This window comes from Bartonella rattimassiliensis 15908 (assembly GCF_000278215.1).
Classification (GTDB): domain Bacteria; phylum Pseudomonadota; class Alphaproteobacteria; order Rhizobiales; family Rhizobiaceae; genus Bartonella; species Bartonella rattimassiliensis.
The window spans coordinates 136,753-152,367 of sequence record NZ_JH725069.1 but is presented as its reverse complement, the minus strand read 5'-3'; the positions used below and the strand labels follow the sequence as shown (position 1 = coordinate 152,367).

Genomic DNA, 15,615 nt, shown 5'->3' with positions numbered 1-15,615 from the left:
ATGGATTTTGACATCTAAAATTGCAAAAATTACCGAAAATTAGAAAAAAGTGCGTTTTCATGGTAAAAATAAGGGAAGGTTTTGATAGAGCTCTGAAGGTTCTCTGAGATCTTAAAAAAACTTTGAAAAAAATAAATTAATGCAAAACTTGCTGTAAAATTATGTAAAACCTGCTGACAAGCTACAGTTATTATACAAAAGAGATATTATGAAAACTATTTTGAAAAAATGGTAGCGGAGGAGGGATTTGAACCCCCGACACAAGGATTATGATTCCTCTGCTCTAACCTACTGAGCTACTCCGCCAAAACAAAAAAATTACTACAATATTCCACCTTCTGCGGATATAAGGGGTAGAATAGTAAGATGTCAAGCATCGTTTTTAAGCTTTTTTCTTGTCATTCTATTTTATCCTCGATATGTAAAAATGTGATTTTAGAGGATAAAGTAAGGTAAGGCGTGAAAATGGTGCCACGTGTAGCGGTTTTAGGATGCGGTCATTGGGGTGGAAATCATATAAAAACACTCTACTCTCTTGGAGTTTTAGCAGCAGTTTCTGATATTGATAGTGATCGTGCTGTTCGTTTTGCAAAGATGTATGGTGTAGAAGTCATGACACCAGATGATCTTTTTGCTCATCGAGATATTGATGCACTGGTATTAGCGTTGCCTCCACAATTTCATACACAAAATGTGCTGCGTGCTGTTAAAAATGGGAAGGATGTTTTGGTGGAAAAACCAATAGCCCTAAATGTTGCTGATGCTAAACGCCAAGTTCAGGAGGCTGATGCTTATAAGCGGATTTTTATGGTGGGCCATATTTTGCGATTTCATCCGGCTTTTGAAAAAATGTGTGAATTGGTGAAAAAAGGAGAATTGGGGGATGTACGATATATTTATTCTCATAGATTAGGCTTTGGAAAATTTCATACACACAGTGATGCTTTATGGGATCTTGCCCCTCATGATCTTTCAATGATTTTGACGTTGACAGAATGTGAACCTTGCAAAATTCAGGGGGAGGGAGCTGCTGTCGTTGATCAGATTTCTGATTTTTCTCATGTTCATATGACTTTTCCAAATGGTGTGCGTAGTCATCTTTTTACTTCACGGCTTTGCCCTTATCGTGAAAGGCGTTTAATCGTTATTGGCACAAAGGCTATGCTCGTTTTTGATGATATGGAACCATGGAACCGTAAATTGGCAATGCACAATTTTGCAATTTGGAAAGAGAAGCAAGAACAGGATTTTAGTATGGATGAGCTGAATTACATTGATGTTGGTGAAGATTTGCCGCTTACTCGCGAATTACAGCACTTTTTGCATTGTATTAAAACGCGTCAATCACCTCGTACAAATGGTGATGATGCTATTGCAGTTTTACGAATTTTAACAGCTGCTGGTGTCAATCATTATAAATAAAATATTATAGATAAAAAAGAGAGGGGGCGCTTTTGCACTCTTGTGATGATCAATGGAGTTAATATGCAATTCATCGACCTTGGGGCGCAGCGTGCGCGTATTGAAGATAAAATTAATTCTGCAATTGTGCAGGTGATTGCTAGTGGTAAGTATATTTTGGGGCCAAAAGTAACAGAATTTGAAGAGAAATTAGCAGAGTATCTTGGGGTTAAACATGTGATTGCATGTGCTAATGGAACAGATGCTTTGAAGATGCCTCTCATGGCTAAAAATATCGGTCAAGGTGATGCTGTGTTTTGTCCTAGTTTTACGTTTTCTGCAACGGCCGAAGTAGTTGCTTTGGTAGGGGCAGAGCCCGTTTTTGTCGATGTTTTACCTGATACATTCAATATTGATGTTGAAAAACTTTCTCAGGCAATAAAAATGGTTAAAAAAGAGGGGCGGCTAAAGCCAAAGGCTATTATTGCTGTTGATTTGTTTGGACTTCCTGCTGACTATGTGAAAATTGCTCAAGTGGCAGCAAAAGAAAACCTTTTTGTAATTGAAGATGCAGCCCAATCTATGGGGGGAAAAAGCGGGAGGACTATGTGCGGTGCTTTTGGTGAGGTGGCAGCAACAAGTTTTTATCCCGCAAAACCATTAGGATGTTATGGCGATGGAGGCGCTATGATGACCAATGATGACCATTTAGCAGAACTTTTACGTTCTATTTTATTTCATGGTAAAGGTGAAACACAATATGATAATGTACGGATTGGTATGAATTCACGTCTTGATAGCATTCAGGCTGCAATTTTACTGGAAAAGTTTGTGATTTTTGAAGATGAAATGGAAAAGCGTGTAGAAATTGCTCAACGCTATTCCAATGGTTTAAGAGATATTGTTACAGTTCCAGAAATAGGAGAAAATATTCGTTCTGCTTATGCACAATATACGATTAAGGTAAAAGAGCGTGATAAATTAAAAGATTTTTTACAAAAAAACTCTATCCCTACAATGATTTATTATAAAACTCCTTTACATCAGCAGTCAGCTTATAAACATTTTCCTTATGTAAAAGATTCTCTTTCTGTATCAGAGTCTTTAGGAGAGAGTGTGTTAAGTTTACCAATGCATCCTTATTTGACACAAACGGATCAAGATATGATTATCCAGAAAATAAAAGATTTTTATCACTCTTGAGAGAATGCTTTTATCTTTAAAACTATGTAAAAGCTTTATTGATGTTCCATCTTAAAAGAGGTTTTTTGTTAGAGCGTGTGACAGGTATTTTAAAAGTATATTCTTCTTAGGGCTTATGAAATGCTGTTTTTTAAGACTGTGATATGAAAAGGAAGGTGAATATGCTTAAAAAAGATAGATTTTTTATAAAACGGTGTGGGGGCAGAAACTCTGTCTTTTAGCTTAGCGAGAAAATTATGCTTAAATAAAAAGTATTTAGGTTATGAGACTTACAATGAACCTTTGTTGATTTTACTCCTCATTTAAGATGTTCTAAAAGATAACTTATTTAAGGAGATTTGGGGATTAGTTCAGGGGGAGGAGGAGAGAAAATTTATTTTTTCGCGAATACGTGATGCTAGGTCATTTTTGCTTGTAGAGTTTTGAATGAGTGTGTTGATGGGTGATGTATTACCCTCTTGTAACGCTATGTGAGCTGCTAATGTTGCTGCGAGTTCTTTTGTTTCTTCACGTAGTTCCTCCACCAGTTGGCGGTTATCCCTTGTGTCAAGCTCATAAGTTTGGATTTCTTGTAAACGTCGCTGATAGTGGGCAATTTTTTCACGCATCATTTTGCTTTTCCTTGAAAGTGTTTGTTGTGGCAATATTTTGTTTGATTGCTATAGCTTCTTTGGTGGGCGTGTCTTGTGTGGGGAGGTATAGACGATAAAGCTGTTCTGTCACTTGGCTTAGTTGTATTTTCTGTTGGGCATATTTTTTTTGCAAAGATTCGTATTTTTGTTGGTTGTTTGCTAATTCTACAGCATGTTGTGCACGAAGAAAATCGTGGTTTGCTTCTATTTCCGCAAGTGATAATGGAATTTTCGCACAAACATCTTTATACGCAAAATGAACGGCTTTACGCCAAATAAGAGGAGACAAAAGCACCAGTAACCAAGAAGTAGTGGCAACTCCAAGAATAAAAAAAAGAAACGATTGAATAAACATAATATCCCTATTGCAAATAAGAAACCGTTTAGAACGGATTCCATGTCGGTTTAGGTGTTAATTTTAAATACCCTATATTGATACCAAGGCGTGCACCGATTCCTGTACGTATTGGAATTAACAAAGTATTATGGTATTTGAGAACATGAAAACCAACACCTGCAATTAAATAGGCCGAACCTGAAATACCACCATAGCGTCCCCATAAATTATTTATACTATTAAGATCGTAAACTAAGATCATTAAACGCGAGCCTTGGCCACCAAAATCCCATCCTACTGAGGGACCTTGCCAAAAAACTTTATGCTGGCCATAGCTTTTGCTAAAAACCGTTCCTTCGCCATAGGTTAAGCCTGCAAAAAAGGCACCGGAAGCTTCTTGCCCTAAAATATAGGCATTGGGATAACCGTATTGTGAAAAAATATTTTGAATGGCAACTGCTAGACCGCTGGTTGTTTTGCCAAAAAAAATATGACCAGAATCAATAATTTCTTGGAGTGAATAATGAGGTTCGTTTTGTTCTATCGGTTTTAGTTGAGCATATGCAGTGTTTATGGTGATCAATAAAAGGAAAATTAAAGATATAATATTTTTGTACCAGTATTTTAGAAGAGAGAGAGCCATAAAGTTTTCTCCTTTCATTCGTGACAAATAAAAAGATAATATTAGGATTTTCATTCTATTCAAATAAAAAAATAAAATGTAAGGTTATTTAAATTCTTGAATTTATTTCTGAAAATTTTTTAGCATGATTGGTAATGTTTCCTATTATGCATCAGATATTAAGAGTTTTTCTTTAAAATAAAGTTTGTTTTTTTGAATCTAGGAGTTTTCAATCATTATGACGTTAGATATTTCTTTGAAGCCTATGGATCTTGCTGCTTTGCTTTGTAGTCGTATTTGCCATGATTTGATTTCACCTGTAGGGGCTATTCAAAATGCAATGGAGCTTTATGATGATGGAGGAGACGAAGAAGATGTTTTACAATTAGTGCGTTTATCTGTTGCAAGTGCTTCTGCACGTCTACAGTTTGCGCGATTAGCTTTTGGTTTTGCTGGTGCAAGTGGAGGACAAATAGATACACGGGCTGCAGAACAGGTTGCTCAACAATACATGAAAGAAGAAAAAGCAACTTTAAAATGGCAAGCCCCTTCTTTTTTGCTACAAAAAGATGAAATTAAACTTTTGCTTAATTTGTTATTGATTGCAAATGCAACAGTTTCTCGTGGTGGTGAAATTGTTGTTATGATTCTGCAAGCGGAAAATAAACGTTCTTTTCGATTCGAGATTTTTGGTAAAACCTTACACATTCCTCCACATTTTCTTGCGTTATACCATGGAGAAGCTCAAGAAGAGCTTATTGACGCACATGTCATCCAATTTTATTACACAATGTTACTAGCTCAGATGACAGAGATGAAAATAAATATTGATGAAAGAGATTGTAGGATTGTTTTAGAAAGTATCAAAAAGCTTTGAATAAGAGAGAAGCGCTTAAGCCGTGTTAGGGAAAAATGGCTTCGATTGAAGTTACAAGCGATAAGATTATATTTGAAATAAGGTCTGCTTACTTCTTAAGCTTTAAGCGCTTTCTATATAAGATTTTTCGTGTGCAAGCTTTTATTTTTAACAGAGAAAAAATCTCGGTCCGCTATACCCCGAGATTTTACAATGTTTATTTTCACTGCTTAAGCGGTTTTTCGTACATTTTCTTCAACTGGATCACGTAACACATAACCACGTCCCCAAACTGTATCAATGTAATTTACATTAGAAGACACCGCTTCCAATTTTTTCCGCAATTTACAGATAAAAACATCGATAATTTTCAGCTCTGGTTCATCCATTCCACCATAGAGGTGATTGAGAAACATTTCTTTGGTAAGTGTTGTGCCTTTGCGTAAAGACAAAAGCTCTAGCATTTGGTACTCTTTACCAGTTAAATGAACAGGGCGTCCTGCAACTTCGACAGTTTTTGCATCAAGGTTAACGGTGAGATCACCGGTAACAATAACCGATTGCGCATGCCCTTTAGAACGACGAACAACTGCATGGATACGCGCAATGAGCTCATCCTTGTGGAAAGGCTTCGTCATATAATCGTCTGCTCCAAAGCCAAAGCCACGAACCTTATCTTCAATAGCATTCATACCAGAAAGAATAAGAACAGGAGTTTTTATTTTTGCTAACCTTAGAGTCCGCAAAACATCATACCCTGACATGTCAGGAAGATTCAGATCAAGCAAAATGATATCATAATCATAAAGTTTGCCTAAATCGATACCTTCTTCACCCAGATCAGTAATATAAACATTAAAATTGGCTGACTTTAGCATCAACTCAATACTTTGAGTAATTGCTCTATCATCTTCAATTAATAATACGCGCATTTTAGATCCCTCACTTCGCTCCTTTACGAATCAAAAGGAGCATTCCTATTTTATAACAGCTGATAAAATTACTGTTATAAAAAACTATGAAATCAAATACTTATAATAAAGCATTTATGAACATTCAGTAGTACGCGTAACAATCACTACTAAATTCCTCACTATCCATGATAGTGGTTAACAAAATATTTTTATTTTTGAAAGAGGCTACAAAATTATTTCAGAAAAATCCATATTTTTTAACATAATAAAAAATGAAGTTTTTTTCTATAAACTTTAATCTAAAAAAATCTTGTAAAAGAGCATTGTAAATTACTTTTTTACAATTTTAGTGTTTGTTTACTCAGCTTTAAATCTCTTCATTTTATAGTGGGGGGAGGGAGGGAAGAGAAAAGGATAAAAATCGTTATTGCTTTTTAAAGATGGGTATAGTTGCATATGCTTTAAGGAAAGGCAAAATTATTATAGTTTCAAGCTAATTTTGAGTTGCCGCTAGTCAAGGAGTAGTGAGTATGAAGCCACAGAAAAATATGGTGCGATTGAGAATGTTTCAAGTGCGTGGAAAGCACCGTGAAATTGCACAGCTTGATATGATGATCGCAGAATTTGAGCGGATGGTGCTAGAGCTGGAAGCACAGATTACGAATGAAGAACGTAAATCTGGAAATAATGATGTTCACCATTTTGCATATTCTTCTTTTGCGCGTGCAGCTCGGCAAAGACGTGATAATCTGATCAATTCAATTTGTGATTTAAAGTTTCAAAAAACAAATGCTGAAATCGCTCTTCATGAAGCGAATAAAGAATTGCAACGTGTACAGCTTTTGGAAGCAAGAGAAAAGAAAACTACCGCGGATGATGAAGATATTTTGATGCAATCTAAGTCAATGACTAGGTGATAAAAGCAATTCTTGAAAGATCAATTCTTTTAGATTTAATTTTTGAATATAATATAAAAACAGCCAAACTTTTATCAGTTTTGGCTGTTTTTATAGAGTGCTTTTGAGCTGTTATCGAATCATTATCAATAGCAATTTAATACCTGTAGTGTTGAATCTTAGTTGTTCGTAATCCCGCTAAACCGTGTTTATCGATTAAACTTTGCCATGAAAGAAATTCTTCTACAGTTAAAGTATAACGTTGACACGCCTCATCAAGACTTAATAATCCACCCCTGACAGCTGCAACAACTTCAGCTTTGCGACGAATCACCCAGCGCCGTGTTGTTTGCGGCGGCAAGTCGGCAATTGTAAGTGGACTTCCATCTGGCCCAATAACATATTTTATTTGTGTTTTTATCAAATTGGTCATTCGTATCCTCTACCTTTCGTCAAGGATTTGATTCGTTTATAGAGCATGAAATTTAAAAAAGAACTAAATGCGCTGAAAGAAAAAGTTAATAAAGTGATTGAGTATGTAAAAAGTGAAGTGTGTAGAAGAGTTTTTTGCAATATTTGATCAAATTTTAAAAAAGAGCAAAAAAATTTCTAAAAGGTTTCTTCTAAACAATTTTTATTGTGCCTTATTTCTATCACTCTTTTTTGTTTGCAGCAACTTGTAAGAAAGTAATGCTATGGTTGTGGAAAGGATAAAAAAACAATATAAAGAACAATCAATAGAGTGCTGAACAGCTTGCATCAGAATGTTAATAATATATGAGTATCCATTAAATAGAGCGTTAAATAGAGAATGAATACATGTTTTTAAACAGTCTTGATTTACCAGGACAACCTAAGGATTCTCGCATTGTTGTGGCAATGTCGGGAGGGGTTGATTCATCAGTTGTTGCAGGTCTTTTGAAAAAGGAAGGGTATAATGTTATTGGCATTACCTTGCAGCTTTATGATCATGGGGCTGCTACGCATCGAGTGGGGGCTTGTTGTGCAGGACAAGATATTGAAGATGCTCGTCGTGTTGCAGAAACATTAGGAATACCACATTATGTTCTTGATTATGAAAAGCGCTTTCGCGAAGCTGTTATGGATCCTTTTGCAGAAAGCTATGCTCATGGAGAGACACCAGTGCCGTGTATTGCATGCAATCAGACGGTTAAGTTTGCTGATTTATTAGCAACTGCACGCCAATTGGGGGCAGATGCTTTGGCTACCGGGCATTATATTCGTTCGCGTTCCAATGGAGCACATCGAGCACTCTTTCGTCCTCTCGATAACGAACGTGATCAGAGCTATTTTCTCTTTGCAACAACACAAGAACAGATTGATTATTTGCGCTTTCCACTTGGTGACCTTCCAAAAGCACGCGTTCGTGAAATGGCAGCAGAAATGGGCTTTGTGGTGGCTAATAAGCATGATAGTCAGGATATTTGTTTTGTTCCGCAAGGAAAATATTCAGATGTTATTGCAAAACTGCGACCAGAAGCAGCTAATCCTGGTGTTATTGTCCATATCGATGGAAAAATTTTAGGCAAACATTCGGGAATTGTTAATTATACTGTTGGTCAACGTCGTGGTATTGGGGTTTCAACGGGTGAAGCGCTGTATGTGATTTATCTCGATGTAGAAAATGCGCGTGTTATTGTTGGGCCACGTGAAATGCTGGAAACGCATAAGCTTTTTTTACGTGATGTGAATTGGCTTGGTGATGAGTCCTTGGATAACTTCCCGTCTCAAGGCATTGAGATGGCTGTAAAGGTTCGTTCAACACGTCCTCCTCATCGTGCACGTTTACATTATAAAGAAGGTGTTTTTTTTGTTGATCTGTTGGAATGTGAAAATGGTGTGGCTCCAGGGCAAGCTTGCGTTCTTTACGATGGAAATGGTCATGAGGCGCGTATTCTTGGGGGAGGATTCGTAACGCATTCAGAACGTGCCGCTGGTACTGAAATGATGTTGAAGCGTATTTTGTACAACCTCGAAAAAACAGATTCTGTTTCCTCTGAACTTGAAGCAACGGTTTCATAAAAAGAGCGTAAATTAATTTGTAATGATAATTTATAATCTTTAACTTGAATGAGAAATTTCCGTGATATTTTCTCATTACAAATTTGTTTTTATGAGTGATTCATCAAAATCATGTTTTTGATATATCACTAGTGGGGGGGAGAAAGGTGATGAAAAAAGGAAAATGTAAAAATGTTTCTTATCAATGCGTTTAAATGATAAGGGATAAGAACATTAGGGGATGGTAGATAACACACATCATCGGAGATTATTTATCACTTTAAAGTGTTATTATCTTGAGTGGTCCAAGTTGGTAAAATGGGCGAGTGCAATATCTGCATCTTTAACGACATTGAGGCTATGAAAGCTATCGGTCATGGGAATATGTAAAGATTTTAATTGTTGTAGTATACAGGGGTATATTATCGTCCTCCGTTTCAAAAATAAGTGCCATTTTTATGATTTTGTTGGCTTTATTGAGGTGTGTGAAGCGAAAGGGAAGGCGTATGAAGATGAAATTTTTATCGTTTAGGGCTGCTATAATGTCATTTATATCAGCTATATTAGCGTTTTGCGTATTAAGTATATTAACGTTTTATGTATAGAGTACTTTTAGAGTAGTGTTGCAAGAAACTCTGATTGATCTACGATAAAGTGGAGTGCATGAGACTTTTTCGACAATAATGCCGCTCTTGCAAAAAATTGATCTCATATTATCGTGATTCGAGATACAATATAAAATCAGAATCACAGCCTTTTCAGGCAGATTTTGTAAAGAATTTTGTAATGATGGTAACATTTTGCGTTTACCAATGCCGGGAGTACTACCATGAATATAGGAAATCGGTTATATTACCCAATGAACTTTTGTATAACGCAATAAATGAAACATATAGATAGATGGAAATATAAAAGCTGTGTTTTTTGCTCAAAGCAGTAGAAGTTCAGGAAGTCGTTTTGTTACTATGACCAGTAAGATGGCAGAAAATTCCTTCGAATGTAGTGATGCGGACAATGTTATTTTGCTTTCAACAATAAATTTATCTTGTCGTTCAGCAGGATTTTTTTTCGCGGATATTATGATAGGCTTTTAGGGCCGGAACATTTGTTTTGTTGGTTGTTGGATATGCAAATGCATGCGAGATTTTTAGTAATTTTCTTTTAATTTCCAGATGTAGAATTTATTTTATTTTTTAAGAGAGATAAAAAAACACTATTTTAAAACTTATAGTAGAATTTTTATTGACATTACACAACTATAAGTATAATATAAAAACACTGATGCAGGATAATATCGTTTGTTTTTGTATCGGGTACGATGTCTTGGGTCCCCGCTATTTCCCAAGCGTTGTAGGTCCTTAATTTTTAAGGGAAAGGAATCTGGGTCCCCAATGCCCAGATTCTTTTTGAGTATAATAATTGCTCTTCTTTTTTGTTTCTAAATTTTTTAGCAAATCATTTTAAAATCTAATTGAGCTGCAGGATTATTAAAGAATGCTGATTCATTTTTTCTAGTATGCACCGATGCTTATAAATTGGTTATGATGCACATCGTAAAGCGGAAGAATAATGTATGATCATGATATATATAAGCAAAAAAGTTTTGCGTTCATGAAACATAGAGAGCTTTAAGTTATTCAGAAAACTATTGATAATAAAGGTAATCTATTTGATTGCTCTAGGGAGAGCTCTTTGTTTATTGTTTGTTTCCTTTCAATCTTTATGAGCGATGTTCATATAGCTGGACAGTTCTTGCGATAATAATGGTGAGTTGAGGCACTTATTGTGTGATGAAGTTTTTTTAATATTGAGGAGATATTAGCGATATGCCAAAAATATCATTATATGGTTAAAAGTATTATTCCTTATTTCGTGAAGAAAAGGATGGTGTTCATGGATGTAAAAATCAATATACAAAGCTTGACTTTATACTCCATTTTTATTGCGTGGATTGTTTTTGCTTTGAAATATTGGGCATATTACATTACAGGTTCGGTTGCACTTTATTCTGATGCATTGGAATCAATTGTCAATATCCTTGCGTCATTGGCAGCATGGTGGGCTGTTAAAGTAAGTATGAAGCCAGCAGATTATGATCATCCCTTTGGGCATCATAAAGCGGAATATTTTTCTGCAATTCTTGAAGGGCTACTCATTATTATTGCGGCAATTGTTATTTTAAGAGAGGCATGGATAGCTCTTTCCACCGTTAAATTATTGCAGAAACCGGGAATATGGCTTGTTATTCATTTAGTTGCAACGGTCATAAATTGTATGTGGGGAATGGTTCTTATTTGGCAGGGAAAACGCTATCGCTCACCGGCTCTAAAAGCTGATGGAGTGCATTTCATAACGGATGTTTTTACGTCGCTTGCGATTTTAATCGGTTTAATTGCTGGTTTTGTAGGAGGATGGGGAGTTTTAGATCCAATTTTAGCGATAATCGTTGCTGTTAATATTCTCTTCCAGGGCTGGAAGGTGATTAGGAATGCTGCTCAAGGATTAATGGATGTTGGTGTTGAATTAACTGAAACCATGAAGATTCGAGAGCTGATTTCTGCAAATGCAGATGGGGCACTTGAAGTACATGATTTACGGACGCGTGTTGCTGGTAGAGTTACTTTTATAGAGTTCCATTTGGTTGTGCCAGCTGTAATGCAGGTTGGAGAAGCACATAAAATTTGTGATAAAATCGAAGCTGTTCTTCAAAAAGAATTTGATAATGTGCGTATTTCTATTCATGTTGAACCTGAAGATGAAGCAAAGTTGCCGCCTGGTACAACGATGATACCTTTTATATGAAAAGATTTTTTCAAATCCTCACAGATTATAAATATTATTTCTTATGATGGGAACGCTATATCTCTTGTAAATAAAAACATAATCTTTCGTTGATTTTATTTTTGCATCAATCAAGCACAGAAGGTTAAACAGAGTATTGAAGGTGAGATTTCTCTTGTTGTCGTAAAATACCGTAATTAAAGGTACGCTGATATAAGCAATGTAAATTTGATACATTAAGTGACTTTAAGAGTGAGAGGTGAATATTCAAAGTACGGTTTGCTGGTGTATCCTTGTTGTATGCGAATTACATGAAATAATTAGCCGCTTAAATTCACTTAAGAGGAAGAATTGTTTACAGATTGTCGGGAGTAGATATATTATTTCTTAGGATGAAGAGGAATTTAAGCTTTTGTCATAAGTTAATGAAGTTTAAAGGTCAGTTTTATATAAAAGTTATGAACAGAATTCTTAAGTTTGTGATCATCAATTAATCATTATTACTATTGCTGACAAATGAGTTATTTTATCAATATAATGCATTAGCTTAATAATAATTTATTGTTTTGTATGTTGAAAAAGAAATATGAAGACAGCAAAATTTTCTCATTCTAAAGTTGTTTGGGATGAATTAATCAAAATCATTAATCTGTATGTTATAGACCATGTTATAAGCGCAGTTAGGGTAAGGTGGACGAAATTGTAGAAGAAAGAAGTAAAAATGCTAGTATATAATGGATCCTATATTTTTTATAGGAAATTTTATCATTATACTCTTCTCTGAGGATATTGTGGAATGGGTGAGAAGGTAATATTGCTTTGAAATAAATGCTGAATTAACAATGTAATGTCTTTTGTTTTGAGCACTCTATTTTGTGTGAAGGGTAGGGCTCTCATTAAAGAAATAAAAGTATAAAATAATACTCATGCCTCTACTCTTTAAAGGATATTGCGGTGGTAGCTTTAGAAAATGTCACAAAGCTGCATTAAAGAATGATGATAAAGATAGAAGCCGATATTTATGCCTTCATATCGTCTTTCAATGGGACTGTTTTATAATTTTGAAGATTATTTCAAATAGATTATGCAATATTACACCCAAATCTATTATAAAAATTTTACAACTTCTTGTACAGTACGGTGCATTTGAATTTTTATTTCAAATGTGCTGCTGCTTTAGGGTGATTTTACTTTATAGACAATAAGAAAAAATGAAGACTTTGTGAGACAAACGATGCTATAAAGTCAAGAATTTATACGCAATAAATTGTAGAGATCGATCGAGTTTTTATAAAAGATTTTATGAGACAACGATTATAATATATTTATCTTTAAGTTTACTTATTTTTATAAACAGTTGTATCTGTCTTTTGCTTTGGATTTGTAAAGATAAGATTGAGGTTAATCTATCGATAATTCTTGGTTGAGAATATTAAAGGCAAGATTTTGATTTATGATGATAATATAGCGTTATTCAACTTAAATTAGAACCTCGAATACCGTAAAATTCTCTCATTTCAAATTTGCTTATCTTCAAACAAAACCATACCCTTGCACATCACAAGCGAGAGGTGTGTGGGTGAAAACTGTAAAAGAAAGAGCTAAAAATGATTCTTATGGAATCGGCTTAATGCAAGGGATGTCGCAACATTGGGAGCTGGCAAATATAACGATGGTGCCGGCTTGCTTCTCCATAAGCATAAAGATGGAGGTGCTCAATGGATTTATCGTTATATTCTTCACGGACGCTGTCGTGAAATGGGCTTGGGTTCCTTAAGAGATGTCTCTTTAAAAAAAGCACATGAATGAGTAACCTAATGGCGTTTTGTTTTACGTGAAGGGCGTGACCCCATTAAAGAACGCAATAAACAAAAGCGTGAAGCAATGCGTAATCTCCATTATTTAAAAGGCATTACTTTAGATGCTTTTGAAAGTCGGAAAGCTGAACTAAAAGATGATGGAAAGGCTGGGGATTGGTTTTACCTTTACGTCTTTAATATTCTCCTAAAATTAGGTTGTTTGCCGGTTTCATAAATTATCCAAATAGAGATACGCCATACCCTTGCCCCTATTTGGCATACAAAAGCTGCAACAGCAGAGAAAGCACTGAACCGTCTTAATATTTGTCTCAAGCATGCGGCTGCTCTAAGTTTAGATGTTGATTTACATGCAATAATAAAAGCACGTGCTCTCTTAGGTTAACAGTGGTATAAAACCGTCGATAGACCGGGTATGGATTGAAGGGATGTGTCGGGTTTTTACTAATTTCTCTGCAAAACAATAACCATAACACAACTAGCTTTGTGTTTGCTTATCCTGATCGACGTTTTGCGCAAATCTTTTGCGTCATATTCATGAAGATCAAGTTGATAGCGATATATGGGCTATTCCTGCTGAGAATATGAAAGGAAAGTATAGTCCTACAATAGAGTTTTGTCTGTCTTTACCTTTGATTCGTAAAAATTGATTACAAATCCGTAATTGCTTTAAAAATGAATTTATTATATCGATAAACAAAGTTAAATCAAAACGGCTTTATTTTTCTCTTCAAGGAAACAAATATATTGTATCCTTATAGCTTGAATGAAGCTAGATGTTTATCTGAATAGCTTCAGTGTAATTTTAAGAATAGAGAAGATATTCGTCTCACTATGGTGCTATTAAAGAGCTCTTAAAACAATAATTCCCGGTGTTTTTTTAACATAATCCATAAAAGGAGAATCAACGACTTTTTCATTTGCTTTTTTTGAAGAAGCATTTCGTAACATTGGTCCTTTATCTGTCATGATGAAGAACCCCACATGTGTTACATCCAATCCAGCAAGTTTCGTATAAATACCAATAAAATCGCCAGATTTTAGACGACTTACAACCTCTTCATTAATGAATTTACTTGGAATATATGTTATAGTACGTTTTACAACTGGCAGTCCAGGAAGATAGTTTCCACTATCAGCTTTTTGATTGAGATATTTTTCTGTCTTCATTGCATAAGGACTTATTTGTGCGGTAATATCAGTGGCAAGTTTATATTCTCTATAAGCCCAGTCGGTAAAAAAATGTTTCCGATTTAAAAAATGAATATTACCATTAATATAACGTGTTTTTATGATGTTATTGATGAATTCTGTTTGGGATGTTGATTTGCGCAATGCTTCAACATAGTCCAAATAAGTGAAGCAATCTAAGCCTCTAAAATCAATGATCAGTTTTTCTGGTGTATTCTTTGAGCCATGTAACATATTGGCTTGGTAAGGCGTTCCTAAAAAAGCTTTAGAAAGAGAGTCAATCAGTGCTTCTTTTTCGTGATAATTTGTTTCTGAACGTTTTTTGAGAAGAGCGTTTAATTTATTGAAAGTATATGGATCGAGGTTGATGCTGGCTGTTTGTTGTGTTTCTATTTTATTTTCTAAAATATCCTTTTGTGAATCAGAATTCTGCACATCACATCCTGTAACCAATATTAAAATGAGAATTAATTGAAATGTTTTTCGCATTTTATATACCGCTTTTGAATTAACAGCTTATGGTCAATGATTACTAAAAGTGTTATTTTCTCATGCTTCTTATATCATTATTGGATCTAATAATAATTTATAACTATGAATAGAATCAATAGACATGATCATGACTTTTTAGGTTATAAAAAATACAATTGTATGAATACTTTTTTAATTATAGAATAAAAAAACCTTATATGCTACAATATACTTATTTTTAAATAAAAAATTATTTTGAATAAATATTTTTTATAAAATTTTTCATTATATTCAAAATATGATAAGTTTTTTACGTTGTTAAGCTGCTTTAACCTTATAGTATATTCTGAGAATGAAAAAAGTTTTTAAGAACTTAATCTTTAAAAGATTTCAATTATTATGGAGTATGTGATGTATCAAATAGAATTGAGATTCTTGAAAGCGGTAAGATGAGAAGGGGAAATATGTCTGA

Annotated in this window: 10 protein-coding genes, 1 tRNA gene and 2 pseudogenes; 7 read left to right on the top strand and 6 right to left on the bottom strand. The window is 34.7% G+C overall.

Going from position 1 to position 15,615, the window contains the following annotated elements:
• Nucleotides 1–229 precede the first annotated feature (229 nt).
• Nucleotides 230–306, bottom strand: a tRNA-Met gene (locus tag MCY_RS08055).
• A 159-nt stretch (nucleotides 307–465) separates the two neighbouring features.
• Here MCY_RS08055 and MCY_RS08050 point away from each other — a divergent pair.
• Together MCY_RS08050 and MCY_RS08045 are read left to right on the top strand one after the other, a co-directional pair.
• Entirely contained in the window at nucleotides 466–1,422 is a 957-nt protein-coding gene (locus tag MCY_RS08050; RefSeq protein ID WP_007347878.1) for a Gfo/Idh/MocA family protein, read from the top strand.
• A 63-nt stretch (nucleotides 1,423–1,485) separates the two neighbouring features.
• On the top strand, nucleotides 1,486–2,604 hold the full coding sequence (locus tag MCY_RS08045; protein WP_007347877.1) for a DegT/DnrJ/EryC1/StrS family aminotransferase: 1,119 nt from the start codon (nucleotides 1,486–1,488) through the stop codon (nucleotides 2,602–2,604).
• A 350-nt stretch (nucleotides 2,605–2,954) separates the two neighbouring features.
• Here the strand turns inward: MCY_RS08045 and MCY_RS10115 are convergent.
• Nucleotides 2,955–3,591 (bottom strand): annotated as a pseudogene (locus MCY_RS10115) (hypothetical protein).
• Between the two features lie 28 nt (nucleotides 3,592–3,619).
• Nucleotides 3,620–4,216: a DUF1134 domain-containing protein gene (locus MCY_RS08030; protein WP_007347874.1), complete on the bottom strand. Its 597-nt coding sequence runs from the start codon at nucleotides 4,214–4,216 to the stop codon at nucleotides 3,620–3,622.
• 217 nt (nucleotides 4,217–4,433) lie between these two features.
• Between MCY_RS08030 and chpT the strand changes: the two genes are divergently transcribed.
• The gene (chpT, locus tag MCY_RS08025) at nucleotides 4,434–5,072 is read left to right on the top strand and encodes a histidine phosphotransferase ChpT (RefSeq protein WP_007347873.1); all 639 of its coding nucleotides are present in this window, start codon (nucleotides 4,434–4,436) and stop codon (nucleotides 5,070–5,072) included.
• Between the two features lie 209 nt (nucleotides 5,073–5,281).
• On the opposite strand, the gene ctrA is transcribed toward chpT, so the two are convergent.
• Nucleotides 5,282–5,983: a response regulator transcription factor CtrA gene (gene ctrA / locus MCY_RS08020; protein ID WP_007347872.1), complete on the bottom strand. Its 702-nt coding sequence runs from the start codon at nucleotides 5,981–5,983 to the stop codon at nucleotides 5,282–5,284.
• 512 nt (nucleotides 5,984–6,495) lie between these two features.
• On the opposite strand from ctrA, the gene MCY_RS08015 reads away from it, so the two are divergent.
• On the top strand, nucleotides 6,496–6,882 hold the full coding sequence (locus MCY_RS08015) for a hypothetical protein (protein WP_007347871.1): 387 nt from the start codon (nucleotides 6,496–6,498) through the stop codon (nucleotides 6,880–6,882).
• Between the two features lie 136 nt (nucleotides 6,883–7,018).
• On the opposite strand, the gene sciP is transcribed toward MCY_RS08015, so the two are convergent.
• Nucleotides 7,019–7,294, bottom strand: a complete 276-nt coding sequence (sciP, locus tag MCY_RS08010) for a CtrA inhibitor SciP (protein WP_007347870.1) — start codon at nucleotides 7,292–7,294, stop codon at nucleotides 7,019–7,021.
• 386 nt (nucleotides 7,295–7,680) lie between these two features.
• Between sciP and mnmA the strand changes: the two genes are divergently transcribed.
• The 3 genes and pseudogenes from mnmA to MCY_RS09510 all read left to right on the top strand — a co-directional run.
• Nucleotides 7,681–8,904, top strand: coding sequence for a tRNA 2-thiouridine(34) synthase MnmA (mnmA, locus tag MCY_RS08005; protein WP_007347869.1), 1,224 nt, complete (start codon nucleotides 7,681–7,683; stop codon nucleotides 8,902–8,904).
• Between the two features lie 1,872 nt (nucleotides 8,905–10,776).
• Nucleotides 10,777–11,685 carry a cation diffusion facilitator family transporter gene (locus MCY_RS08000; protein ID WP_007347868.1) on the top strand — a complete coding sequence of 303 codons (909 nt, stop codon included), beginning with the start codon at nucleotides 10,777–10,779 and terminating at the stop codon, nucleotides 11,683–11,685.
• Between the two features lie 1,629 nt (nucleotides 11,686–13,314).
• Nucleotides 13,315–14,110, top strand: a pseudogene (locus tag MCY_RS09510) (integrase arm-type DNA-binding domain-containing protein); the annotation flags it as partial.
• Between the two features lie 214 nt (nucleotides 14,111–14,324).
• Here MCY_RS09510 and MCY_RS07990 read toward each other — a convergent pair.
• Nucleotides 14,325–15,161 (bottom strand): DUF1460 domain-containing protein, encoded by an 837-nt coding sequence (locus MCY_RS07990; RefSeq protein ID WP_007347867.1) that lies wholly within the window; start codon nucleotides 15,159–15,161, stop codon nucleotides 14,325–14,327.
• Nucleotides 15,162–15,615: the final 454 nt, after the last annotated feature.